The organism is Nonomuraea sp. NPDC001684 (assembly GCF_053596515.1).
Map to the genome: position 1 here is coordinate 1 of NZ_JBSFGJ010000043.1, position 22,005 is coordinate 22,005.

Genomic DNA, 22,005 nt, shown 5'->3' on the forward strand with positions numbered 1-22,005 from the left:
GCAAGGACACCCGGGGCATCATCAGGGTCCACCAGTTCGACAAGGTAGAGATGTTCTCCTACGTCCGTCCCGAGGAGGCGCACGAGGAGCACCAGCGGCTGCTGGCCTGGGAGAAGGACATGCTGGCCAAGATCGAGGTCCCCTACCGGATCATCGACACGGCGGCGGGCGATCTCGGCATGTCGGCGGCGCGCAAGTTCGACTGCGAGGCGTGGATCCCGACCCAGGGCCGTTACCGCGAGCTGACCTCGACCTCCAACTGCACCGAGTTCCAGTCGCGCAGGCTCGCCGTCCGCTATCGGGACAAAGACGGCAAGCCACAGCATCTGGCCACGCTCAACGGCACGCTGGCCACCACCCGGTGGATCGTGGCGATCCTGGAGAACCACCAGCAGGCCGACGGCTCGGTGGTGGTTCCCAAGGCGCTGCGTCCCTACGTGGGGCTCGACGTGCTGGAGCCGTCCAAGTAGGAGTGGCGGCGGGCGTCGATCGCGATGACGGCGACGCCCGCGACCACGATCAGGCCGGTCAGCAGGGCCGCGAGCGTGACGGCGGTCCCGTGGGTCTCGGGCGTGCCGCGTGCCCAGCCGTGGAAGGGCAGGTAGACGGCCGCGTAGACCAGCGGCGCGGCCACCACGCCGGTCAGCGCGCTCACCGGCTGCGGCTTGCCGTCCCAGGCCAGCACGAGGCACGCCAGCCCGGTCGCCAGCGCGACCGCCCAGCTGAACACGGCGGTGAGGTTGACGAACACCGTCTCGCCGATCCCGCTGTCCAGCGCGACGTACATGGCCAGCGCCCCGATCGCCCCTGATGTCGCGAACGCGCCCTGATACCTGCGCATCCTGGCGCCGACGCCGCCCAGCAGCATGCACACCGCCAGGAAGAGCGCGACGTTCCGCTCGGGGCTGAGGTCCACCTCGTCGGCCCGCACGTCGTCGAGCGCGTAGGACCAGCCGAGACGACGCCAGGCGCCTGAGACGTCCCTGACCAGGATGCCGTCCACGCCGTTGGCGACGACCACGACGTGCCCTCCGGGCCTGGCCTGGACCGCCAGGTCGTAGGACATGAGCATGCTCTCGTCCGCGCCGTACTTCCTGGTCAGGCGGAGGCGGGCGTCGGGGGACGGTTCCCAGGAGGGCCGCCAGGTCCGGCCGCCGTCGTCCGACTGGTCCACGCCGAGGTGGTTCTGGCGGACGCGGTAGCAGCGGGTCGCCCGGCCGGGCACGCACTGGGCGCTGATCGACGTCCGGGTCGCGGCGGGGGCGGTTCCGTCGGTCCAGGTCGTGCCGCCGTCGTCGGAGAGGCGGGAGCTGTGTTCCGTGCCGGTCGTCCCAACGACGATCTTGCCCGACTCGGTCACGTCGACGGACAGGGCCGCCGATGCCGGGACGGGCCCGGCCGTGGCGGTCACGGCCAGGACGGCCAGCGGCACGGTGACCATGATTCGCCGGCGTGGGGAGTCGGTGCCGGCGCTGCGCTGCCGTACCCACCAGGCCAGGGCGAGGGCGGGCAGGGCGATCAGGTCCGTGGGGTCGGCCAGGACGCGCGAGGGCCCGGCCACGAGGCTCCAGGCATGGGAGGCGAGATCGGCGCCCGTCTCCGTGGTCTTCATCAACGTGAACAGCAGGCCGGTCAGGACGGTGGCCGCCAGGTCGGCGCGGCGTCCGAGGAGCAGTGCCAGCACGGCGGGGGCGACCACGAGTCCGGCCAGGTCACTGAGCTTGCCGGTGAGGAGGCCTGGCCAGAGCGGCTTGAAGAGGTGGTCGTTGAGCAGGAGCAGGATGACCCCGGTGATGGTCACGGGGTGACATAACCACGCGTACCTCATATACGGGTGGATGGCCGGAGACGGAGGGAAGTTGGGCCGTGCCCGAGGCCGTGATTGATTTGTGAAGCTCCCCTTTGTCCACAGGGCGACATGCGCCTGTGGACAGAAGTTCGGCAGGCGCTTCAGACGGCCGCTGAGGCGCGAGTACATGTCCGGACGCGGGGAGGGGTCGCCCGACGCCTCTCGGGGCCGCCACGGCGTCCTCAGGCTTTGGCGAGAGGCGATGGCGGTCTACGGGGCGAGAAGCAAAAAGACCGGAGTCCGCTGGAATGCGGACCCCGGCCTTACTTGCGAACTACGAACTACAGGTCAGATAGCACGGACCTGGGAGGCCTGCGGCCCCTTCTGTCCCTGCGTGATCTCGAACTCGACCCGCTGGCCGTCTTCAAGGCTGCGGTAGCCGTTGCCGACGATCTCGGAGAAGTGCACGAACACGTCCGGCGCACCGCCGTCCGGGGCGATGAAGCCGAAGCCCTTCTCAGCGTTGAACCACTTGACGGTTCCCTGAGCCATAAAAGCTCTCCCTCAGGATGTGAATCTATGGGACCCACACCTCGTGGATCCCGGTGTGTCGTACAGCAGGCACCCGGGGTGGCTCAGACAAAGTCATGCTGGTTTTCACTACGGGATCAGCTAATACAACGCCATCACATCTAACACCATTCTGGCGCGTTGGTGTTCCCGTCCCTACGAAGATTTCTGTCAGGCGGCATCACCGGGCAAACTGGAACCTGTTATGCAGAGCCTTGCACCGCCGCGCCTAGTGGCCACCGACCTCGACGGCACCGCCCTGCGCGCCGACGGAACCGTGTCTCCCCGGACGGCTGCGGCCTTCGCGAAAGTCGAGGAATCCGGGGCCGCGCTCGTCTTCGTGACCGGACGGCCGCCCAGGTGGATGAGGGAGGTCGCGGGCGCCGTACGGCACCGTGGCCTGGCCGTATGCGCCAACGGCGCACTGATCTACGACCTCCATACCGAACGGATAGTGGAATCTCACCTCATCGACGCACACGTACTCGGGGAAGTCGTCGCTCAGCTACGAGCGAACGTGTCCGGTCTCGCATTTTCGGTCGAGTATGAAGGTGGTTTTGCGCATGAGTCCGATTTCCGGCTCGGTGGCCTGGATCGCAAGGGTGTCGGAGTTGTCCGGATTGACCGTGACGCGTTGACCGCCCGGCCCTGCGCCAAGTTGCTCGCCCTCCATCCCGAGATGGGCGCCGACGAGCTGCACGCGACCGTGCACGACCTGGTGGGCCACCTGGTGACCGCGACCCACTCCAGCCACGGCGGCCTGGTCGAGATGAGCGCCCAGGGCGTGACGAAGGCCACGGCGCTGGCCACGCTCGCCGGGCGGCACGAGATCAAGCCTGCCCACGTGGTCGCCTTCGGCGACATGCCGAACGACCTGCCCATGCTGAGCTGGGCAGGTACGTCGTACGCCGTCGCGAACGCCCACCCCGACGTGCTGGCGGCGGTCGATCACGTGACCGCGTCCAACGACGAGGACGGCGTCGCTCAGGTGCTGGAACGGCTCTACAGGTAGGGGCCCGACCCGCTCGGCGGCCGGTGGCCCTCGTCACCCGGCACGCCGGGCAGCGCCCTGCGCATCTGCTCCAACTGAGCCCTGGCCGCCATCTGCTGGGCGAACAGGGTGGTCTGGATACCGTGGAACAAACCCTCCAACCAGCCCACGAGCTGGGCGTGCGCGATGCGCAGCTCGGCCTCGCTGGGGGGCGTGCCGTTGTCGTCGGTGAACGGGAGCGACAGCCGTTCCAGCTCGTCGACCAGCTCCGGCGCCAAACCGTCCTCAAGCTCCTTGATGGAGGACTCGTGGATCTCCTTCAACCGCTTGCGGCTGGCCTCGTCGAGGGGGGCGGCGCGCACCTCCTCCAGGAGCTGCCTGATCATGCTGCCGATGCGCATCACCTTGGCGGGCTGCTCGACCAGGTTGGTGACCGAGCGCTCTTCATCACCGCTATCGCCCTGACCTTGGAAGTCGGGGCCCACCACCACGATGTGAGGGGTGTTGTTGTCCTCAGCATTCATAACACTCACCGTACTAGCAGGATCTTGCCGACGTGCTCTCCCGAATCCAACATTCGGTGTGCATCGGCTGCCTCTGCCATGGGCACGCTCGCGTAGACCACGGGACGTACGGCACCCGCCTCGACCAGCGGCCAGACGTTGTCCACGACGCTCCGGACGATGACGCCCTTCTCGTCGACCGGACGGGCGCGCAACGTGGTGCCGTGGACGGAGGCCCGCTTGGTCAGCAGCGCGCCGAGATCGAGCTCGGCCCTTCCGCCGCCCTGGAGGCCGATGATCACCAGCCGGCCGCCGGTGCGCAGCGCACGTACGTTGGCCGCCAGGTACTTGGCGCCCATGATGTCGAGGATGACGTCGGCCTCCACCCGATCGGCGAAGTCCTCCTCGCGGTAGTTGACGACCTCGTCCGCGCCCAGCTTCCTGACCTGCTCGGCCTTTGCCTCGGACCCGACCGTGGCCGCCACCCGCGAGCCGAGCGCCTTGGCGAGCTGCACCGCGAACGTGCCGATGCCGCTGGCCCCGCCGTGCACCAGCAGGGTCTCGCCGCGCCGCAGCCGGCCGACCATGAACACGTTCGACCACACCGTGCACGCCACCTCGGGCAGCCCCGCCGCCTCCGCCAGCGGCACGCCCCGCGGCGCCGGCATGACCTGCTGCCAGGGCACCGCCACGCGCTCGGCGTAACCGCCGCCGGCCAGCAGCGCGCACACCTCGTCGCCGGCCTTGAACTGCTCGACGTCCGCCCCCACCGCGGCCACCACGCCCGACACCTCCAGCCCCGGGTACAGGGGCGCGCCGGGCGGCGGGTCGTAGAAGCCCATCCGCTGGTGGACGTCGGCGCGGTTCACCGCCGAGGCCACCACGTCGATGAGCACGTCGCCGCGTCCGACGGCCGGATCGGGCACCTCACGCCATTCCAGGACCTCTGGTCCGCCCGGCTCGGTGATCTCAATGGCTCGCATGCGATCCACGGTAGCCGGGCAAAGAAGTTGTGGGTTGCCGGGCTGCGCGGGAACGCGTGGCGTTAACCTGCAAAGTATTTGCTGCCCCTTTAGACCCACCCGAGGGGGAACACGGTGGCAAGACACGATCGAGAAGAATCTCTCGAGGAACAGCTGGCCTGGCTGGACGCGATCAAGGAGACGGAGGAGACGCCCGTCTCCGTCGGAGCCTCGTCCGCGTCGGCGGACGAGCCGGTCGCTTCGCCGTACCCCAAGGACCCGTGGCTGCTCGTGCCCACGCCGCACGACACGCCGACGCCGCCGCTGTTCCGCGCCGCCGTCGACTCCGTTTACGGCCACGCGGCGGCCGAGGATCTGCCCGAGGCCGAGAGCGAGGCCGGGGAGTGGCTGGACAGGGCCGCCACGCAGGAGAGCGGCAGGGGCCGGGAAGGCGGCAGGGGGCAGGAGAGCGCGGCGGATGAGCCGGCCGTGCCGCCGGTGAGCCTCGGCCGGTCGGAGGACCCTTTCCTGGCGCCGCTCAAGCCGCTGCCGCGTCCTGACGACACCGACAGCTACTCCTTGACGTTCACGCCGCCCGAGCGGGCGGGGAGCGGGGAGAAGGACACCGAGCAGGGCCGGGAGCAGGGCGAGAGGCCGAGCCAGGAGCAGGGCGAGGAGCCGGTCCGGGAGCAGGGCCGGCAGCAGGGCGAGGAGCAGGCGCGCGAGAGCGAGGAGCCGGGCTGGCCGTCGCTCGGCGACTGGTCGCGGCCCGCCGAACAGTCGAACGAGACGCAGCCGATGATCACCGAGCTGCCCGAGGCGTTCGACCTGCCGTCCCGCACCGAGTCATCCAGGACGTTCGATGTGCCGTCGCGCACCGAGTCGCCCGGGGCGTTCGACGAGCCCGCCCGTACCGACGCGGCCAGGGTGTTCGACGAGCCCGCCCGGATCGAAGCCGCCGAGTCCGCCCCCGTCGAGCCGCCGCGGGGGTTCGAGGAGCCCGTCCGCGGAGAGGAGCCGGTCCGCGCGGAGGAGCCCGTACGCAGGGAGGCGGTTGAGGACGCGCCGGCCGAGGAGCGGCCCCGCTGGGACGAGCGGCCGCAGTGGTCCGACACCTCCTTCCGCGAGGGCCGCCCGCAGCGGCCCGACCTCGCGCACGCCGAGGCGCCCGCCCCCCAGGACGCCGCGCGGGACGAGCGCCCGCAGTGGAGCGACCGCCAGGAGTGGCGGCCGGCCGAGCGGGAGATCCCGCCGCCGCACGAGCGCCGGCGGCGTCCGGCGCCCATCCCCGTGTTCACCGCGCCGCAGCGCCCGCCGCTCACCGGCAGGCCGACCGCCGACAGCCTCGACCCGGAGTCGTTGCTGCGCGGCAGGCGCAACGCGCCCTCGAAGGGCTGGCGACGTCTGGTCTACAAGGCGTCCGGCGGCTGGATCAAGCCGGGCGAGGCGCCGGAGGTGCGCCGCCGCCGCGAGCTGGTGACCAGGGCGCGCACCCCCGTGACCACCGGCCACCACCGGGTGGCCGTGCTGAGCCTGAAGGGCGGTGTGGGCAAGACCACGACCACGGTCGGGCTCGGCGCGACGCTCGCGCAGATGCGCGGCGACCGCGTCATCGCCGTGGACGCCAACCCCGACCGGGGCACGCTGTCCGACAAGCTGGTGCTGGAGACCTCCGCCACCGTGCGCGACCTGCTCAACGAGCGTGACCAGGTCAAGCGGTACGTCGACATCAGGGCGTTCACCTCGCAGGCGCCGTCGCGGCTGGAGGTGCTGGCCTCCGACCGCGACCCGTCGGTGTCGGAGGCGTTCAGCGGCGCCGACTACCAGGCCGTCTCCCAGGTGCTGGAGAACTTCTACTCCATCTGCATCACCGACTGCGGCACCGGCCTGCTCCACTCCGCCATGGGCGGCGTGCTCGGGCTCGCCGACCAGATCGTGCTGGTCAGCAGCCCTTCCGTGGACGGCGCCAGGGCCGCCTCGGCCACTCTCGACTGGCTGGAGGCCCACCACTACGCCGACCTGGTGAAGAACGCGACCGTGGTGCTGTGCAGCGTCCGGCCGCGGTCGAAGTCGGCGGTGGACATCAGAAAGCTGGAGGCCCATTTCGCGGCCAGGTGCCGCGCGGTGATCAGGGTGCCGTACGACCCGCACCTGGAGGAGGGCGCGGAGATCGACCTCGACCGGCTCCAGGAGGCGACCAGGGAGGCCTACCTGCAGCTCGCCGCCAGTGTGGGCGACGGGTTCGCGGGTGTGCGCGAGTGAGCGGAGGGTGTGGGATTCGAACCCACGAGGCCATCGCTGACCTGGCCGCTTTCAAGGCGGCTGCACTCGTCCACTATGCGAACCCTCCTGTGCGGACACCACGATAGCGGCTGTGGTGGCAGGGGTGTACGTTCAGGAGGTGGCGGATCTCGGCGTCGAGGTGGAGCGTGGTCCCGGCGACACGACGGTGCGCCTGGCCGGAGACCTCGACAAGGTCACGGCGCCCCTGCTGAGGCAGCGGCTGGCCGAGCTGACCGCCGAGGGGCTCGTGCACCTCGCGATCGACGCCCACCACCTCGACTTCTGCGACTCCAGCGGCCTGTGGACGCTGGTGGAGCACCAGCGCGCGGTCGCCGGGCACGGCGGCTCGTTACGCCTGTTCGGCGTGCACGGCGTGCTGCGGCGGGTGCTCGACGTGACCGGGCTGACGGCCGCCTTCGACGAGGTGCTTCCTGTTTAGACGTGCCGCCCGTGAGGTGCTTCCTGTTTGGCAGTGCCGCCCGTTCAGCGGCCCAGTTGTGACAGGAGCCAGCGGGGGCCCTCGGTCTCGGCGCCCAGTTCGGCGACCCGTTCCCGGAGCCCGCGGTCGGCCGTGACGACGAGCACCCGCTCCCACGGCTTGGCCCGGGCCACGACGTCGACGATCGCGTCGTCGCCGCTGCCCGTCGCGGCGACGACCTGCAGCCCGGGGATCTCGGGGGTGCTCCTGGCCGCGCCCTCCACCACCGCGACCACCCGCGGGAACCACTGCGACAACACCGGGTGGAACAGCCTGAGCTCCGCCACGTCGGTGAGCAGGCGGGTGGCCGCGCCCAGCCGGTCGTTCCACCAGCCGTGCTCGGCCCGCGCGCCGATGATGTTGGCGACGTCGAGCACGATCGTCTCGGGACGGATGGCGGCCTGGACGCGGTCCCAGGTCGCGGCGAAGCCGGGATGCAGCTTGCGGCCGGCCACCTCGGGCAGCGGCAGCCATCGCAGGTCGGTGCTCTCGCTGTTGGCGGGCTTGGCCGGCACCAGCTCGGCGGACTCGGCGATCACCGTCTCGAAGCTCCAGCCGCCGTGGTCGTCGAGGTAGACGCCCTGGACGCGGAACCCGTCGCCGCCGAGGGCGGCCTCCTCGTGGGCCTCGCGCAGCGCGCTGGTGACGGCGTCCTCGTGGCTGTCGCGGGCGCCGCCGAGCAGCCCCCAGGTGCCGCCGTGGTGGCTCCACAAGGAGCGTTCCTGCATGAGCACGTGGGGCACGCCGAGCGGGTCATGGTGGACGAGCAGCAGGCCCGACGCTCCGTGGATGCCCCAATGTCTGTGTCCGAGCCCGCATTCGGCCCAGCCGTCGCCGTCCTTAGCCGCCATGAGGGATTGTCTCAGCCTCCGCCCTTACTGAAATGCTGCAGGTCCTTGGCGCCCGTCCAGTAGCCGCCCCACTCCCATCCGACGTCGGCGAAGGCCCTTACGACCTTGTCTCCAGGGTTTACCACACCTTTACCCTTCATTGGGCGCTCGGTGTACCTCTTGGCATTTTGGTGCGCTGTGCCACCGCTTGCAGTGACATATGGGTTCTCGCGTGGATTGATGTCAATCGCTTGGCCGTACGCGTGGTTCGACCAATTGCTGGAGCCGGTCGCGCGACGGCAGTTGAATGCCGAGGTGTTGTCGGCCTCGATGGAGGCGAAGTCGTCGCCTTTGTAGACGTCGACGAGCTTCATCTGCCGGATGGGCCAGCGCCAGTCGTACAGCTTGCGGAAGACGGTCTCGATGTCGTCGGTGACCGTCTTGCGGACGACCAGCTCGCCGGTGTGCGGCTTGTCGTCGAAGCCCCAGAACGACATGGTGACCAGCCGCAGGTCCTGGTAGGACACCGGGCACCCGGGCCGCCACGAGTACGGCAGCCGCTCGCGCGACACCTTCGTGACCTTCGAGGTGAACGGCGGCGGAGCCGTCGGGCTCGGCTCGCTGGTGGGCGAGGTCGTGGGCGACGTCGTCCCGGACGCGGGCGCGGAGGGCGTGGGCGTGGCGCCGGACGAGGCGACGGGCTCCTGCCCTGCGCACGAAACGGACGTGAGCACCACGAACGCGATGGCGGCGGTACGTTTCATCTGGCCACCATATGCGACGTCATGCCAGGTCAGGGGACTATCAGCACGGTACGGCGAGCCCGTTTCGCCAGGCCGACGGCCACCGAGCCGCCCAGGGCGTGCCAGGAGGAACGCGACCTGCCGACCACGATGGCGTCGGCCCGGTAGGAGCCGGCGAGCGCCTCCAGTTCGCGGGCGGTGTCCCCGCGGACGCTGACGAACTGCCAGGGCACGCCGGCGCCCTTCAGCTCGTCCCGGAGGTCGTCGGTGAGGTCGGCCGCGCTGTCCGGGATGACCGGGGAGCCGGCGAAGAACCACAACGTGGCGCTGTTGATCGGCTCCACGAAGGCGACGAGCAGCGCGGCGGCGTCCCGCCGGGCCAGGCCGGCCGCGTACGCGAGCGCGTTGCGGCTGGGGTCCGACCCGTCGAAGCCGACGACCAGCAGCCCGGCGCCGTCCTTGCCGATCTCGAACTGCCCTGCCGGGAGCCGGCCTTCCAGTGGCTCCCAGCCGGGGTCTGTGCTACCGCCGAACACGGCAGAACTCGCGTCAGGCGTCCGCGTGCTTGCCGCGGCGGGCCAGCTCGCGCAGTGAGTCGGCGGCGTAGATCACCAGGGCGACGAACGAGACCGCGGCGAGCCCGCCGCCGACCCACAGGTCGTTGACGGTCGCGTCCGCGTACACGGCGCCCCGGGGCTGGTAGCCGACCGCGAACGGCGCGGCGACCAGCCACAGCCCGGTCAGGAACAGCAGGACGAGGGCGGCAATGCCCAGCTTGGCCTTCATCGGGACTCCTCCAGACCCACCAGGGTGGTCCTGCCGTTCTGACGGTGCTCACCGCCGCGGCTCGGGTTGTGCATGTCCTCGCGCAGCGCCTCCACGAGCGGGGCGAGCAGGCTCGCCAGCTCGGCCGAGGACGCCTGCGGCGCGGCGGGCACGGGCTCGGGCTCCGGCTCCGGCTGCACGCGCTGCCTGACGGTCACGAGCCCGCGGATCACGAGCTCTTCGTAGATGGCCAGGACGAAGCCGATGACGCCCACGAGACCGAAGACGGTCACGCCCAGGCCCGAGAAGAACTCGGTCGTGGTGGGGTCGGTCCAGTCGGCGTTCTCGGGCTGCGTGCCGAGGGCGAAGGGGGCGATCATCAGCCACAGGCCGGCCATGACCGCCAGGGCGGCCGCTACGGCGCCCACGAACTTGCGAATCATTGTGAGACTCCTCCGGATACGAGGTCTTGCTGCGCCGGCGTGGCCTGCGCGATGAGGGCGCGCGAGGTGGGCCGGAGCACGTTCTGTGCGACTGCCCAGGCGCGTTCGCGCTCGGGGCGGCCGTCGGGCGGCGCCATCCTGGCGACCGCGGAGAGCAGCGCGGACGGCTGGCCGTTCGAGCGCTCGACGCGCTGGGCGATGAGCTCCAGGAGCAGCCCGGCCAGGACGAGGTCGTCCTTGCCGAGGGGCTTGGGGCCGGCCGGCATCGTGGTGCCGCGCAGTGGCAGCTCCTTCAGGAACAGCGCCGCGACGAACCCGAGCAGGGCGATCGGCACGCCGACCATGAACACCGTCTCCAGGGCCCGGGTGAAGGACTCCAGGATGATGCCCTTGATCGGCTCGGGCAGGTGCTGGATGGCGGCGGGGCTGCCCAGCTTCTGCCCGGTGCTGGGCAGGTGGAGGCGGGCCTGGGCCACCAGGTCGGCGAACTCGCTGGCCTGCCGGTTGGTCAGGATCGCGCCGAAGCCCGCGACGCCCATCGCGCCGCCGAGCGAGCGGAAGAACGAGACGCCGGCCGTGGTCGAGGCCATGTCACGCAGCTCGGAGCCGTTCTGGGCGGCCAGGATGAGCATCTGCATGGACAGGCCGAGGCCGATGCCCAGGACGCCCACGTCGAAGCCGATGAGCCATTCGCTGGAGTCGACGTGCAGCCGGGAGAGCAGGAACAGGCCGACGGCCACGATCACCAGACCGGCGACCGGGAAGATCTTCCACTTGCCGGTGTTCGTGACGATCTTGCCGGAGATCACGCCCGCCAGGAACAGCGCCACCACCATGGGCAGCGTCATCAGACCCGACTTCGTCGGGCTCAGGCCCTTGACGATCTGCAGGTACTGGGGCAGGTAGATCATCGCGCCGAACATGGCCATGCCGACGAACAGCGAGGCCGCGCTGGTGAGCACGAACGTGCGGTTCCTGAACAGCCGCGGGGGCAGGATCGGGTTGCGGGCCGTACGCTCGGCCAGCACCGCCAGGGCCAGCATGAGCAGGGCGAACGCGGCCAGGAAGTAGGTCCAGAACGAGTTCCACTCGAACTCGTTGCCGCCCAGCGTCAGCAGCAGCATCAGCGAGGCCGCGCTGGCCGTGATGGTGGTCGCGCCCCAGATGTCGATCGAGGTGTTCCGCTTGACCTTGGGCAGCCGCAGCACCTTCTGCACCACCGCGAACGCGACGATGGCGAACGGCACCACGACGTAGAAGCACCAGCGCCAGCCGAGCCAGTCGGTGTCCACGATGAACCCGCCGAGCAGCGGTCCAGCGACGGTGGAGATCCCGAAGACGGCCCCCATGTAACCGGAGTACCGGCCGCGCTCGCGCGGCGAGACGATGTCTCCCAGGATCACCTGCGCAAGTGCCGACAAACCACCCACGCCCAGGCCCTGCACGGCACGTGCCGCGATGAGCTGTCCCATGTTCTGCGACAGACCGGCCACCAGTGAAGCCGCCACGAACAGACCGAGAGCGGTCTGGAAGAGCAGTTTCCGTCCGAACAGGTCGGACAGCTTGCCCCACAACGGCGTCGAGACCGTCATCGTCAGCATGGTGGCGCTGGCCACCCATGAGTACTGGTCCTGACCGCCGAGTTCCCCCACGATCGTCGGCAACGCGGTGCCCACCACGGAAGTGGAGATCATCGACGTCAGCATGGCGAGCATGAGCCCGGACATGACTTCGAGGATCTCGCGGTGGGTGTACTGCCTTCGGGCGGGGGGCGCGGCCTGTGCCTGGGCTACCAAGACACCACATCCCCTTCGTACGCACTTATCCAAATTGAGTATACGCATGTTTACTAGCCGCGCGGCAAGTGACTTTATTCCTGAGTAGAGTTCGGAACATGGACGCCCCGACGACGGACGCCCGGCCCCGCGGACGCGAGGCCACCCGGCAGCGCATCCTTGACGCGGCCCGCGTGCTGTTCGGCGAGCACGGATACGAGCAGGTCACCGTCCGCATGATCGCCGCGGCCGCGGAGGCCAACATCGCCCTGGTCGGCCGCTATTTCGGCTCCAAGGCCGGGCTCTTCGGCGCGGTGCTCGAAGGCGAGCCCACGTTCGTCGCCCTGCTGGCCGGCGATCACGGGAGCCTGCCGCGACGCCTGGCCGAATACGCCGCCGAGCGCATGCACCACGACCCCGAGAGCCCGGTGCTGCGCACCCTCGAACGTTCGGCCGCCCATCCGGAGATCCAGGACGTCGTGCGCGAGCGCCTGCGCACGTCCATCCTCGATCCGCTGGCCGCGCAGCTCGACGGGCCCGACGTCCAGGCGCGGGCCAGGATGGCGACGGCGGTCTTCCTGGGCATCGGCGCGATGCGCCGCCGGCTGGGCCCGGAGCAGCCCACGGCGGCCGACGTCGACCGGTTGACCGCGGTGTTCGAGGCGTGCCTGGCGGAGTGAAACTTTCATCGCCCTGACCGGCCGTGGCCTGGGGAAAGCCGGTCGGCAGCGGTCGGATGTCTTTCTGCGGCCGGGCGGGCTCCCTACGATCCGGAGAGAGCCGTGGGAGCGCTCCCACTCCCACTCTACGGACGGAGTAACCTCATGTCTCGCAGAAGGCCCGTGCTCGCGGCGCTCGTCGCCGCCACCGCCGTGGCCGCGGCGGGGGCGGTCGTCCTCGCCTCGTCCACCGCCCAGGCCGCCGACTCCGCTTTCTACGTCGATCCCCAGACGAACGCCGCCAAATGGGTCGCCGCCAACCCGGGCGACAGCCGTACGCCGGTGATCAGGGACCGGATCGCCGCCGTGCCGCAGGGCCGGTGGTTCGCCAGCTACAACCCCGCGACCGTGCGCGGCCAGGTGGACTCCTACGTGGGGGCCGCCGCCGCGGCGGGCAAGATCCCGATCGTCGTCGTGTACGACATGCCCAACCGCGACTGCGGCGGCGCGAGCGCGGGCGGGGCGCCCGACCACGCGTCCTACCGGGCGTGGATCGACCAGATCGCGGCCGGTCTGGGCGGGCGGGCGGCGACCGTCGTCCTCGAACCGGACGCGCTGGCCATCATGACGAACTGCATGAACGCCGCGCAGCAGGCCGAGGTGAAGGCGTCCATGGCGTACGCGGGCAAGAAGTTCAAGGCGACGTCGTCGCAGGTCAAGGTGTACTTCGACATCGGTCACGACGCCTGGCTGTCGCCGTCGGAGGCCGCGTCCAGGCTCAACGGCGCCGACGTCGGGGGCAGCGCCGACGGCATCGCGCTCAACACCTCCAACTACCGCGCGACGCCGGGACTGGTGTCGTACGCCAAGAGCGTCATCGCGGCGACCGGCGTGTCCAGGCTGAAGGCGGTCATCGACACCAGCCGCAACGGCAACGGCCCGGCGGGCAGCGAGTGGTGCGACCCCGCCGGCCGGGCCACGGGCATCTGGAGCACCACGAACACGGGTGACGCGGCGATCGACGCCTACCTGTGGGTCAAGCCGCCGGGCGAGGCCGACGGCTGCATCGCGGGGGCCGGGCAGTTCGTGCCGCAGCGGGCGTACGACCTGGCCATGGCCGCGCCCTCGCCCACCGCGAGCCCGACCGTGACCCCCACGGTGACCCCGACGGTCACGCCCACCGTCACCCCCACCACCGGCCCGGCCGGCTGCTCGGCCGCCTACAAGGTGACCAGCCAGTGGCAGGGCGGCTTCCAGGGCGAGGTCACCGTGAAGAACACCGGCTCGGCGCCGACCGCCGGCTGGAAGGTCCAGTGGACGTTCCCCGGCGGCCAGACGATCAGCCAGCTCTGGAACGGCACCCTGTCCGGCAACGCCACCGTGACGAACCTGAGCTGGAACGGCGCCCTGGCCGGCGGCGCGACGACCACGTTCGGCTTCCTCGCCAACGGCGACGCCGCGACCAGCACCCCGCCCGCCCTCACCTGCACCGCGTCCTGACGCCTCCCGGGCGCCCCCGCGCGGGGGCGCCCGGGGAACAAGCCCGGGAAGAAGCCCGGGAAATAAGCGGAGAGCCATTACGGTTGCACTGCCCGATGGCCACCGTCCAGGCGAAAGGGCTCGTTCCCCATGACTGTTCCACTCTCCATCCTTGATCTGGCGCACATCGGCGACGGAGAGACGGCGAGCGAGAGTCTGGCCGCGAGCGTGGGTCTGGCCCAGCGGGCCGAAGAACTGGGATACCACCGCATCTGGTACGCCGAGCACCACAACATGCCGAGCATCGCCTCCTCGGCCACCAGCGTGCTCATCGCCCACGTAGCCGCTCACACCAGGACGATCCGCCTCGGAGCGGGCGGCATCATGCTGCCCAACCACTCCCCGCTGACCATCGCCGAGCAGTTCGGCACCCTGGAGACCCTCCACCCCGGACGCATCGACCTCGGCCTCGGCCGCGCCCCCGGCAGCGACCAGCCCACCATGCGCGCCCTGAGGCGCACCCCCGGCGCCGCCGACACCTTCCCCCAGGACGTCCTCGAACTGCAGGGATTCCTGACCGGCGAGTCACGCATCCCCGGTGTGGACGCCACGCCCGGCAAGGGCACGAACGTGCCGCTGTACATCCTCGGCTCGTCGTTGTTCGGCGCCCAGCTCGCCGCCGCGCTCGGGCTGCCGTACGCGTTCGCCTCGCACTTCGCGCCCGACGCGCTGGAGGAGGCCGTGGCGCTCTACCGGCGCGAGTTCAAGCCGTCCGAGCAGCTCGCCGAGCCGTACGTGATCGCCGGGGTGAACGTGATCGCCGCCGACACCCGCGAGGAGGCGCAGGAGCAGCTGCTGACGGCCAAGCGGTACCGGGTGAGCCGGTTCCTCGGGCGCGGGCGCACGTTCACGCCGGAGGAGGCCGACATGGTGCTCGAATCGCCGGGCGGGCAGCAGATCCTGCGGATGATGCAGTACTCGGCCGTCGGCACGCCCGCCGAGGTCGAGGACTATCTCACCCGCTTCGCCGCGCACGCGCAGGCCGACGAGCTGATCGTCGTCTCCTCGGCGCCCGACAGGAAGGCGTGGCTGCGCTCCGTCGAGCTGCTGGCCGCCGCCCACGGCCTGGCCCGCGCCGCCTCCTAGTCGGCCGAGTGCTGCGGTCGCAGCAGATGCGGCCCGGTCAGGTCGGACGGCGGCGCCGGCGACAACCCCGCGTCCACGAGCTGGGAGCGCAACGCGAGAACCGTGCGTTCCAGGGCCCGGATCTGGGCCTGCAACCGGCGGATCTGGTCGCGCATCGCCACCGAGCTGCTCTGCTCGTTGACCAGCTCCGCGCCGAGCTGGCTGGCCTGGCCCTGCATCCGGGTCATCTGCTTCTCCATCTGCGCCAGGGCGTCCTCGTAGATCGTCTTGGCGCGGATGAAGGCCTCGGCGTCGACCTTTGAGCGTTCGACCTCGGCCTGGTGCTCGACCTGGAGCAACGCGCTCTGCTGGGACTTCTTGCTGGCGTCCGTCGCCGAGCGGAAGGCGAGGTAGGCCACGCCGAGCGGCACGATGCCGACGCCGAGCTGGACCAGGATGTCACTCAGAGCGGACATGGCGGCCCCCCAATGGACGGATCACCCCTGTGTAGGTGACGCCGTCGTCGCTGTGCCAGGCGTTGACCGTCAGCGCGATCGGGAACTCGCTGCCGTCGCGGTGGAGGCCGACCAGCGGGATGATCCGGCCGGCCAGGTCGGAGTGGCCGTCGGAGAGCACCCGGGCGAGCCCGTCGGTGTGCGGGTCGCGGAAGCGCGGCGGCATCAGGATCGTCAGCGACCTGCCGACCGCCTCGTCGGTGTCCCAGCCGAACAGGGCCTCGGCCTGCGGGTTCCACGACTGGATCGTGCCCGAGGCGTCGGCCACGATGACGGCCGTCGAGGACGCCGCGCGGCCGCCCGGCAGGCGGCCCAGCACGACCGCCTCGGGCCAGGTGGCGATCAGCGCGATCCAGCCGCCGAAGGCCAGCCAGACCGCCCCGCCGACCCAGCCGCGCGGGTTGTCGCCGGTGAAGGTCGAGATCAGATAGATCAGCCCGTACGTGAGGAGCAGCGCGGTCGCGGCGGCGAAGGCCACCCGGTCGGACCGCATGAACGCCTGCGCCAGGCAGAGCATGCCGAGCGCGCACCAGACCGCCGCCCAGGCGGGCAACGGCGCGACGACGGCCAGCGACGCGTAGCCGGGAGTGCCGCGCTGGTTGCCCGGCACGAACGCCAGCGAGGCCGCGATGGCCAGGCTCAGCAGGCCCACGAACGTCAAGGAGGCGCCCCGCCTCCCGACGCGGCGGAGGACGCGGGTGAGGGTACGGCGAAGCGGCGGCGTACCGACAACGTGTCCATTACTCACAGTCGTCAGATTAATGCATTTAGTTATCGTCCGATGAGATTACCGTGCTGGTCCGCCCGGCGTGGCGGCCGTACGGGAAACACCGGGGAAACGCCGTGACCGGTTGCATGCCTTTCCTGGACCTGTCCGAGAAGAGGTGCGCATGAGTGGAGCCGGATCCGCGAGGCCGTCGCGGCGGACGACGTTGGGCCTGCTCGGGGCGGTGCCCCTGGCGGCCGGTGGCGGGCTGACGCCTGCCGAGGGCGGGGTGGCCGCCTATGACCGTCACCTCCGTTCGCTGGCCGAGCAGGACAAGTTCTCCGGGACGGCGCTGCTGGCCCGTCGCGGGCGTCCGGTGCTGGCCCGTTCGTACGGGATGGCGGACAAGGAACGGTCGATCCGCAATCGGACCGACACCGTGTACTGCCTGGCCTCGGCGTCCAAGCCGTTCACCGGGCTGGCGGTCGTGCAGCTCGCCCAGCAGGGCAGGCTCAGGTTCTACGAGAAGCTGGGCACGTACCTGGACGGCTTCCCCGACGAGGTCGCCAGGCACGTCACCGTGCACCAACTGCTCACCCACAGCTCCGGGCTGCCGGACTTCACCGTCCAGGACCCGGACGACGTCAAGCTGGTCACCCACAGCGTCGAGGAGCAGACCCGGTTCGTCAGGACGCGGACCCACCTGCTCAAGCCCGTCTACACCCCCGGCACCGACAAGACCTACAGCAGCTCCGGCTACGAGATCCTCGGCGAGCTCGTCGCCACGCTCTCCGGGCTGCCCTTCCACGAGTACGTCCGCCGCAACATCTTCGTCCCCGCGGGGATGACCCGCTCCGCCTACTACACCCGGACGGGCTGGCTCAACGACGCACGCATCGCCCATCCGTACATCTACCAGTCGGACGGCTCGCGGGTGGACGGCGTCCGCCACCTGGAGGCGGGGGCCGTGCTGAACGGCGGGCCGGGCACCAACGCCGCCCGCGCCCCAAGGTCTCCGGCCCGCCCCTCGCCGGCCCCGGCCCCGCGCCCGCGGCGGAGGCGTTCCAGGCGTACGGGCCGGTCGCCGGGATCACGGGCGACCAGCGGCACGTCAGCCACGGGGGTGGCATCGCGGGCGGCAACACGAACTGGTCGATCTACCTCGACAGCGACTGGGTCGGGGTCATCCTGTGCAACTACGACCTCGACATCCAGGCCGTCATCCGCCAGGAGAGAAAGGCCGTCCTGGGCGCCTGACCGCCGTCGGGTCCGAGCGCTAGCCGGTCCCGCACGCGGTCAGGAGGCGGGCGAGGGTCTGGTCGGGGGTGTCCGCGTCGGTGTGCAGGACGGTCGTGGCCAGGGTGCGGTTGCCCGGGTCGCGCACCCACTCCGCGAGGAAGTCGTGGCCGTCGGCGCTGATCCAGTCGGTCTGCTTCGTGGCCAGGCTGCGCCGCCGCAGGACCTGGACGGATCGTTCCTCGTCCGGACAGGGCAGCACCAGCACCACGTGCTCGACGGCGGCGAGGGCGGCCCGGACGCGCCGGAACAGCTCCGGCCGCGTGTAGTGGCTGTGGCCGGCCCCGAGGGCGACGATCGCGTCCGGGTGGTCGGCCACCGCGCGTTCCACGGCATGGGCGCGGGCCGGCTCCCACTCCCGTTCGGCCGCGACCCGGCCGACGGCCCGGATCCGGGAGCGCAGCCGGTCCATGTCCCAGCCTGCCTCGGCGTAGTAGTCGGCGCCGATCGCGTCGATGTCGACGAAGCGCCGGCCCGTCGCCGCGGCCATGCCCTCGCCCAGGGTGCTCTTGCCCGCCGCGGCGGGACCGATGAGGATCATCCACGGCGATTCACGCATCCGTACATTCTCCTCGGCAACCGGTGAAACCTTGTCGAGGGCGCCATGAAACCGGCGTCCCCGACACTGGAGCCATGAGCATCACAGAACTCGGGCACACCGGGGTCGGCCCGCCCCCCAGAGCGGCCACCGAGGCGGCCGTACACGCCGAAGGGCTGGTGAAGACGTTCGGCGCACACCGGGCCGTGGACGGGATCGACCTGGACGTACGCACCGGCGAGATCTTCGGCGTCCTCGGCCCCAACGGCGCGGGCAAGACCACCACCCTCCGCATGCTGGCCACCCTCCTGAAGATCGACGCCGGCCGCGCCGAGATCTTCGGGGTGGACGTGGCCGCCAACCCGCACGTGATCCGCCAGCTCGTCGGCGTCACGGGCCAGTACGCCTCGGTCGACGAGAACCTGACCGCCCGCGAGAACCTCTGGCTGTTCAGCCGCCTCCAGGGCATCGCCAAGCCGCGCGCCCGGCGCATCGCCACCGAGCTGCTGGGCCAGTTCGGCCTGGAGGACGCGGCCGACAAGCCGATCTCGCAGTTCTCCGGCGGCATGCGCAGGCGCCTGGACCTGGCGGTCAGCCTGATCACCAGACCGCCGCTGATCTTCCTGGACGAGCCCACCACCGGCCTCGACCCCCGCACCCGCGGCCAGATGTGGGACGCCATCCGCGACCTGGTCTCCGACGGCTGCACCGTGCTGCTGACCACCCAGTACCTGGACGAGGCCGACCAGCTCGCCGACCGCATCGCCGTCATCGACCACGGCCGCAAGGTCGCCGAGGGCACGCCCGACCAGCTGAAGAGCGCGGTCGGCAACTCGACCCTGCAGTTGCTGCTCGCCGAGCCGGACGAGGTGCCCGCCGCCGTGGAGGTCGTGCGGCGCGTGCTCGGCTCCGACCCGGTGCTCAGCCCGGAGCAGGGCCGCCTCAACGTCGCGCTCGACCAGGCCGACCTGGCCGCCGAGGTGCTGATCGCCCTGCGCACCGCCGGGGTGTCGATCTCGTCGGTGAGCGTGGCCAAGCCCAGCCTGGACGAGGTGTTCCTCGTCCTGACCGGCCACGGGACGGACGACGACGCCGCGACCGGCACGGAGGAGAACCGATGAGCACCATGATCGCCCCCACCCGCGAGACGGTAAGGGCCGCCGACCGCGTGGAGGCCGCGCGGCGGCGCGTGACCCTGGCGGAGACCGTCAGCCAGACCCTGTCGATGGCCTGGCGGGCGCTGAAGAAGATGCGCCGCAACCCGGAGCAGTTCTTCGACGTGGCGCTGCAACCTCTGCTGTTCACCGCGATGTTCGCCTACATCTTCGGCGGCGCCATCGCCGGCGACGTGCAGAACTACCTCCCGCTGATGATCCCCGGCATCCTCGCCCAGACCGTGCTGACGACGTGCATGGCGACGGGCACGCAACTGCGCGAGGACATGGAGAAGGGCGTCTTCGACCGGTTCAAGTCGTTGCCGATCGCCCGGATCGCGCCGCTCGCCGGCCCGATGGTGGCCGACCTGCTGCGTTACACGATCGCGGCCACGCTGACCTTCGGCATGGGCGTGCTGATGGGCTACCGGCCGGGCGGCGGGGTGGGCGGCGTGCTGGCCGCGATCCTGCTGGCGATCTTCACGGGCTGGTCGCTGGCGTGGATCTTCACCTGGGTCGGCACGATCGCCCGCAGCGCCCAGGCCGTGCAGGGCATCTCGATGATGATCCTGTTCCCGCTGACGTTCCTGTCCAACGCGTTCGTCCCCGTGGAGACCCTGCCGGGGTGGCTGGCCGCGTTCGTCCGGGTCAATCCGGTCTCACACCTGGTCACGGCCACCCGGGACCTCGCCAACAACGCCCTCGTCAGCGGCGAGGTGGCCTGGACCCTGCTGGCGTGCGCGGTCGTCATGGCGATCTTCGCGCCCCTGTCGGTGCGCAGCTACAAGCGGCACATGTGAGCGCCGCCGGTCATGGCCGAAGACCTGATCGACGTGCCGCCGGGCCTCGTCGAGCAGGTCAGGGCCGCGCCGGTGGCCGTACTCGGCCCGGACGGCCGCGAGCGTGCCCGGCGCGGCCCGTTCCGCGTGCGGCTCGATCAGCGCGAAGTGCATGCTCGGCATCGTGCTGTTGTACGAGAACCGTTCGGCCAGCACCAGCAGCCTGATCGCGTCGCGCGCCGCCACGGCCTGCCGCAGCAGCCCCCACGTCCCGAGCGCGAACAACATCGAGCCGCACACCGGGAAGTCGAGGACCGGGTTCGTCACGATCAGCAGGTCGTAGCCCCGCGCGGCGGCGAACAGCTCCGCGCCGTACCGGACCTCCCGCGGCCCGGCGTGGTGGGCGTACGCCGTCAGCGCGATCGACTCCGCGACGACCGACCAGGACGTGGCCCCCTCGTACGGCACCCCCGGCGGACGCAGGTCGCGCGCCCGCTCGACCGCCCTGCGGTAGTGCACCAGCGCCGCGGACGTCTCCCCGCGGGCGAGGGCGATCTCGGCCGCGCAGAGCGAGTCGATCGCCGCGCCGCCGAGCACGGTGTCGCCCTCGCTGATCCCGTTGATGCCGGCCAGTTCGGCCTCGGCGGCGTCGAGATCGCCGTCGGCCAGCGCCGAGATCAGCAGGACCGAGCGGAGCTGGGCCTCGTCGTCGACGGCGCCGAGCCGGCGCAGCACCGGCAGCGCGGTCCGCGCGTGACCGACCGCCCGCCCGCGGTCGCCGAGCTGCATGTACAGCTGGGCCAGCACGGCGTGCGCGACCGCGCCGATCCACGGGCCCTCACTGTCGCGGAGCAGCGACAGGGCCTGCTCGGCGGCCCCGATCGCCTGGTGCACCTCCCCGACGTTCTCCAGGACGTGGATGCTCGCCTGCGCCGCGGCCAGCGCCACGTCGCGGTCGGGGCTGCGGCGCAGCTCCAGAAGCTTGCGGTGGGCGTCGTCCCGGTCCCATGCGAGCGCCACCGTGGTCATGGCCCCCAGGCGGGGATCGGTCTCGCCGGTTCCCGGCAGCTCCTCAAGGAGCAGGCGCAGGGGATCGTGGGCGCGGTCGGTCACGGCGATGGTGTTCATCAGCGTGATCAGCAGGGCGGCCCTGGTCACCTCGACGAGCGGCGGTGGCGGCGTCCAGCCCTTGAGCGCCTGGCCGATCGCCTCCCGGTGGACGAAGATCCGGGTGTGGTCGCCGCGGATCGACCACAGCGAGCCCACACCGGCCAGCAACTGGACCGTCGCGGCCGGGTCAGGCTCGCCGAGTGCCTGCCGGAGCAGGTCGGCGAGGTTGCCCTCCTCCGCGCGCAGCGCGTCGACCGACTCGTACTGCCCCGGGCCGAACAGCGTGTAGGCGTGTGCGAGGGCGTACGCCGTGGCCCACTTCCGCTGCGCCGCGCGTGCCGCCGCCTCCTCGCCGGCCTCCTTCAGCCGCAGCCGCCCGAACTCCCTGACGGTCTCCAGCATCCGGTAGCGCAGGCCGTACGCCGTCTCGCGGACGCCGAGGATGGACTGCTCGGTGAGCGCGTCCACGACGGCCAGGGCGTCCGGGCCGAGTACGTGCTCGGCGGCGGTCA

Annotated in this window: 23 protein-coding genes, 1 tRNA gene and 1 pseudogene; 10 read left to right on the forward strand and 15 right to left on the reverse strand. The window is 71.0% G+C overall.

Annotated elements, in window-relative coordinates; translation table 11 throughout:
* A partial coding sequence (locus tag ACWCSD_RS11630) for an aminoacyl--tRNA ligase-related protein (RefSeq protein WP_449914224.1) occupies nt 1–470 on the forward strand: 470 nt, incomplete at its 5' end.
* Here ACWCSD_RS11630 and ACWCSD_RS11635 read toward each other — a convergent pair.
* Nucleotides 434–1,801 carry a hypothetical protein gene (locus tag ACWCSD_RS11635; protein ID WP_449914227.1) on the reverse strand — a complete coding sequence of 456 codons (1,368 nt, stop codon included), beginning with the start codon at nt 1,799–1,801 and terminating at the stop codon, nt 434–436. The genes ACWCSD_RS11630 and ACWCSD_RS11635 overlap by 37 nt on opposite strands.
* A 336-nt stretch (nt 1,802–2,137) precedes the next feature.
* Nucleotides 2,138–2,341, reverse strand: a complete 204-nt coding sequence (locus ACWCSD_RS11640) for a cold-shock protein (RefSeq protein ID WP_043619750.1) — start codon at nt 2,339–2,341, stop codon at nt 2,138–2,140.
* A gap of 223 nt (nt 2,342–2,564) precedes the next feature.
* Here ACWCSD_RS11640 and ACWCSD_RS11645 point away from each other — a divergent pair, with 223 nt between their 5' ends.
* Entirely contained in the window at nt 2,565–3,371 is an 807-nt protein-coding gene (locus ACWCSD_RS11645; RefSeq protein WP_397154947.1) for an HAD family hydrolase, read from the forward strand.
* Here the strand turns inward: ACWCSD_RS11645 and ACWCSD_RS11650 are convergent.
* Together ACWCSD_RS11650 and ACWCSD_RS11655 are read right to left on the reverse strand one after the other, a co-directional pair.
* Nucleotides 3,362–3,874: a bacterial proteasome activator family protein gene (locus ACWCSD_RS11650; protein WP_352318235.1), complete on the reverse strand. Its 513-nt coding sequence runs from the start codon at nt 3,872–3,874 to the stop codon at nt 3,362–3,364. The two genes, ACWCSD_RS11645 and ACWCSD_RS11650, sit on opposite strands and share 10 nt — an antisense overlap.
* A 5-nt stretch (nt 3,875–3,879) precedes the next feature.
* Nucleotides 3,880–4,836 (reverse strand): NAD(P)H-quinone oxidoreductase, encoded by a 957-nt coding sequence (locus ACWCSD_RS11655; RefSeq protein ID WP_397154945.1) that lies wholly within the window; start codon nt 4,834–4,836, stop codon nt 3,880–3,882.
* 114 nt (nt 4,837–4,950) lie between these two features.
* Here ACWCSD_RS11655 and ACWCSD_RS11660 point away from each other — a divergent pair, with 114 nt between their 5' ends.
* On the forward strand, nt 4,951–7,077 hold the full coding sequence (locus tag ACWCSD_RS11660) for a nucleotide-binding protein (protein WP_449914231.1): 2,127 nt from the start codon (nt 4,951–4,953) through the stop codon (nt 7,075–7,077).
* A gap of 1 nt (nt 7,078) precedes the next feature.
* On the opposite strand, the gene ACWCSD_RS11665 is transcribed toward ACWCSD_RS11660, so the two are convergent.
* Nucleotides 7,079–7,165, reverse strand: a tRNA-Ser gene (locus ACWCSD_RS11665).
* A gap of 36 nt (nt 7,166–7,201) precedes the next feature.
* Here ACWCSD_RS11665 and ACWCSD_RS11670 point away from each other — a divergent pair.
* Nucleotides 7,202–7,537: an STAS domain-containing protein gene (locus ACWCSD_RS11670; protein WP_397154941.1), complete on the forward strand. Its 336-nt coding sequence runs from the start codon at nt 7,202–7,204 to the stop codon at nt 7,535–7,537.
* Between the two features lie 44 nt (nt 7,538–7,581).
* Here ACWCSD_RS11670 and ACWCSD_RS11675 read toward each other — a convergent pair whose 3' ends face one another.
* The 6 genes from ACWCSD_RS11675 to ACWCSD_RS11700 are packed head-to-tail and all read right to left on the reverse strand — an operon-like array spanning nt 7,582 to nt 12,153.
* On the reverse strand, nt 7,582–8,427 hold the full coding sequence (locus tag ACWCSD_RS11675; RefSeq protein WP_449914235.1) for an NUDIX hydrolase: 846 nt from the start codon (nt 8,425–8,427) through the stop codon (nt 7,582–7,584).
* An 11-nt stretch (nt 8,428–8,438) separates the two neighbouring features.
* Nucleotides 8,439–9,170 (reverse strand): M15 family metallopeptidase, encoded by a 732-nt coding sequence (locus tag ACWCSD_RS11680; RefSeq protein WP_387672088.1) that lies wholly within the window; start codon nt 9,168–9,170, stop codon nt 8,439–8,441.
* 29 nt (nt 9,171–9,199) lie between these two features.
* Nucleotides 9,200–9,685 carry a universal stress protein gene (locus tag ACWCSD_RS11685; protein WP_397154935.1) on the reverse strand — a complete coding sequence of 162 codons (486 nt, stop codon included), beginning with the start codon at nt 9,683–9,685 and terminating at the stop codon, nt 9,200–9,202.
* A gap of 13 nt (nt 9,686–9,698) precedes the next feature.
* Entirely contained in the window at nt 9,699–9,935 is a 237-nt protein-coding gene (locus tag ACWCSD_RS11690; protein WP_358290947.1) for a hypothetical protein, read from the reverse strand.
* Nucleotides 9,932–10,357 (reverse strand): hypothetical protein, encoded by a 426-nt coding sequence (locus ACWCSD_RS11695; RefSeq protein ID WP_449914240.1) that lies wholly within the window; start codon nt 10,355–10,357, stop codon nt 9,932–9,934. Before ACWCSD_RS11695 ends, ACWCSD_RS11690 begins: the two co-directional genes overlap by 4 nt.
* Entirely contained in the window at nt 10,354–12,153 is a 1,800-nt protein-coding gene (locus ACWCSD_RS11700; protein ID WP_387672099.1) for an MDR family MFS transporter, read from the reverse strand. Before ACWCSD_RS11700 ends, ACWCSD_RS11695 begins: the two co-directional genes overlap by 4 nt.
* 98 nt (nt 12,154–12,251) lie before the next feature.
* On the opposite strand from ACWCSD_RS11700, the gene ACWCSD_RS11705 reads away from it, so the two are divergent.
* The 3 genes from ACWCSD_RS11705 (at nt 12,252) to ACWCSD_RS11715 (ending at nt 15,416) form a co-directional block, all read left to right on the forward strand.
* Nucleotides 12,252–12,812, forward strand: a complete 561-nt coding sequence (locus ACWCSD_RS11705; protein WP_387672102.1) for a TetR/AcrR family transcriptional regulator — start codon at nt 12,252–12,254, stop codon at nt 12,810–12,812.
* A 144-nt stretch (nt 12,813–12,956) separates the two neighbouring features.
* The gene (locus ACWCSD_RS11710; protein ID WP_449914244.1) at nt 12,957–14,291 is read left to right on the forward strand and encodes a glycoside hydrolase family 6 protein; all 1,335 of its coding nucleotides are present in this window, start codon (nt 12,957–12,959) and stop codon (nt 14,289–14,291) included.
* A gap of 129 nt (nt 14,292–14,420) precedes the next feature.
* Nucleotides 14,421–15,416 (forward strand): LLM class flavin-dependent oxidoreductase, encoded by a 996-nt coding sequence (locus ACWCSD_RS11715; RefSeq protein ID WP_397154926.1) that lies wholly within the window; start codon nt 14,421–14,423, stop codon nt 15,414–15,416.
* On the opposite strand, the gene ACWCSD_RS11720 is transcribed toward ACWCSD_RS11715, so the two are convergent.
* Both ACWCSD_RS11720 and ACWCSD_RS11725 read right to left on the reverse strand, forming a co-directional pair.
* Entirely contained in the window at nt 15,413–15,871 is a 459-nt protein-coding gene (locus tag ACWCSD_RS11720) for a hypothetical protein (RefSeq protein ID WP_387672111.1), read from the reverse strand. The genes ACWCSD_RS11715 and ACWCSD_RS11720 overlap by 4 nt on opposite strands.
* Nucleotides 15,855–16,562, reverse strand: a complete 708-nt coding sequence (locus tag ACWCSD_RS11725; protein WP_387672213.1) for a PAS domain S-box protein — start codon at nt 16,560–16,562, stop codon at nt 15,855–15,857. The genes ACWCSD_RS11720 and ACWCSD_RS11725 overlap by 17 nt, the downstream gene beginning before the upstream one ends.
* Nucleotides 16,563–16,800: 238 nt before the next feature.
* Here ACWCSD_RS11725 and ACWCSD_RS11730 point away from each other — a divergent pair.
* Nucleotides 16,801–17,424 (forward strand): annotated as a pseudogene (locus ACWCSD_RS11730) (serine hydrolase domain-containing protein); the annotation flags it as partial.
* A gap of 104 nt (nt 17,425–17,528) precedes the next feature.
* On the opposite strand, the gene ACWCSD_RS11735 reads toward ACWCSD_RS11730, so the two are convergent.
* Complete coding sequence (locus ACWCSD_RS11735; protein WP_397154924.1) at nt 17,529–17,735, reverse strand: hypothetical protein; 207 nt, start codon at nt 17,733–17,735, stop codon at nt 17,529–17,531.
* Nucleotides 17,736–17,892: 157 nt separating this feature from the next.
* Complete coding sequence (locus ACWCSD_RS11740) at nt 17,893–18,471, reverse strand: shikimate kinase (RefSeq protein WP_397154922.1); 579 nt, start codon at nt 18,469–18,471, stop codon at nt 17,893–17,895.
* 74 nt (nt 18,472–18,545) lie between these two features.
* Here ACWCSD_RS11740 and ACWCSD_RS11745 point away from each other — a divergent pair, with 74 nt between their 5' ends.
* Nucleotides 18,546–19,571, forward strand: coding sequence for an ATP-binding cassette domain-containing protein (locus tag ACWCSD_RS11745; protein ID WP_397154920.1), 1,026 nt, complete (start codon nt 18,546–18,548; stop codon nt 19,569–19,571).
* On the forward strand, nt 19,568–20,404 hold the full coding sequence (locus ACWCSD_RS11750) for an ABC transporter permease (protein ID WP_397154918.1): 837 nt from the start codon (nt 19,568–19,570) through the stop codon (nt 20,402–20,404). The genes ACWCSD_RS11745 and ACWCSD_RS11750 overlap by 4 nt, the downstream gene beginning before the upstream one ends.
* Nucleotides 20,405–22,005: the final 1,601 nt, after the last annotated feature.

Bases quoted from the DNA above. Each gene is read 5' to 3' on its own strand.
- ACWCSD_RS11640 (WP_043619750.1), bottom strand. From the start codon at position 2,341: ATGGCTCAGGGAACCGTCAAGTGGTTCAACGCTGAGAAGGGCTTCGGC.
- ACWCSD_RS11645 (WP_397154947.1), top strand. From the start codon at position 2,565: ATGCAGAGCCTTGCACCGCCGCGCCTAGTGGCCACCGACCTCGACGGC.
- ACWCSD_RS11650 (WP_352318235.1), bottom strand. From the start codon at position 3,874: ATGAATGCTGAGGACAACAACACCCCTCACATCGTGGTGGTGGGCCCC.
- ACWCSD_RS11655 (WP_397154945.1), bottom strand. From the start codon at position 4,836: ATGCGAGCCATTGAGATCACCGAGCCGGGCGGACCAGAGGTCCTGGAA.
- ACWCSD_RS11675 (WP_449914235.1), bottom strand. From the start codon at position 8,427: ATGGCGGCTAAGGACGGCGACGGCTGGGCCGAATGCGGGCTCGGACAC.
- ACWCSD_RS11680 (WP_387672088.1), bottom strand. From the start codon at position 9,170: ATGAAACGTACCGCCGCCATCGCGTTCGTGGTGCTCACGTCCGTTTCG.
- ACWCSD_RS11690 (WP_358290947.1), bottom strand. From the start codon at position 9,935: ATGAAGGCCAAGCTGGGCATTGCCGCCCTCGTCCTGCTGTTCCTGACC.
- ACWCSD_RS11695 (WP_449914240.1), bottom strand. From the start codon at position 10,357: ATGATTCGCAAGTTCGTGGGCGCCGTAGCGGCCGCCCTGGCGGTCATG.
- ACWCSD_RS11705 (WP_387672102.1), top strand. From the start codon at position 12,252: ATGGACGCCCCGACGACGGACGCCCGGCCCCGCGGACGCGAGGCCACC.
- ACWCSD_RS11710 (WP_449914244.1), top strand. From the start codon at position 12,957: ATGTCTCGCAGAAGGCCCGTGCTCGCGGCGCTCGTCGCCGCCACCGCC.
- ACWCSD_RS11715 (WP_397154926.1), top strand. From the start codon at position 14,421: ATGACTGTTCCACTCTCCATCCTTGATCTGGCGCACATCGGCGACGGA.
- ACWCSD_RS11720 (WP_387672111.1), bottom strand. From the start codon at position 15,871: ATGTCCGCTCTGAGTGACATCCTGGTCCAGCTCGGCGTCGGCATCGTG.
- ACWCSD_RS11740 (WP_397154922.1), bottom strand. From the start codon at position 18,471: ATGCGTGAATCGCCGTGGATGATCCTCATCGGTCCCGCCGCGGCGGGC.
- ACWCSD_RS11745 (WP_397154920.1), top strand. From the start codon at position 18,546: ATGAGCATCACAGAACTCGGGCACACCGGGGTCGGCCCGCCCCCCAGA.
- ACWCSD_RS11750 (WP_397154918.1), top strand. From the start codon at position 19,568: ATGAGCACCATGATCGCCCCCACCCGCGAGACGGTAAGGGCCGCCGAC.